The organism is Streptomyces sp. SID13726 (assembly GCF_010548375.1).
Classification (GTDB): domain Bacteria; phylum Actinomycetota; class Actinomycetes; order Streptomycetales; family Streptomycetaceae; genus Streptomyces.
The window spans coordinates 1-411 of the sequence record NZ_JAAGLY010000636.1; the positions used below are offsets into that span (position 1 = coordinate 1).

The 411-nt window shown below is 78.6% G+C and carries 1 protein-coding gene; it reads right to left on the minus strand.

What is annotated here, in order from left to right; translation table 11 throughout:
• Positions 1-411 (minus strand): sterol carrier protein domain-containing protein (locus G3I78_RS49525; protein ID WP_203616586.1); only part of this gene is annotated, 411 nt, incomplete at both ends.

Consider the following 411-nt stretch of genomic DNA (forward strand, 5'->3'; position numbering starts at 1 on the left):
AAGACCCAGCTGCACACCGGGGCGAGGGGCCAGCCGAACGCCGCGCTCGCGCGGGCAAGCGCGCCGGGGGAGTGCTCGGTGACGAGCCCCGCCGCCGCGAGGGCCGCGAGCGAGGTCCCGCCGAGGTAGGCGGCGCCGAGCTCGCGCACGTCGAGCGAGAGGTCCGCGGCGTCCTCCGTCCGCTCGGCCACCGCGTCGCCGAACGCCGGCGCGCGCAGCCGCCAGCGGCCCGCGTTGTCGGGCACGCGAGCGTCCGTCACGTGCACGACGACGTCCACGTCCGCCGCGTAGCGGCGCGCGGACAGCGCGGCCGGCACGTCCACCACGCGCACCCAGAGGTTGTCCGCGAGGCGCGGCGACGCCGAGCGGGGGTCCACGAGCAGGCTCGTGACGACGTCGTCGCCCGGCAGC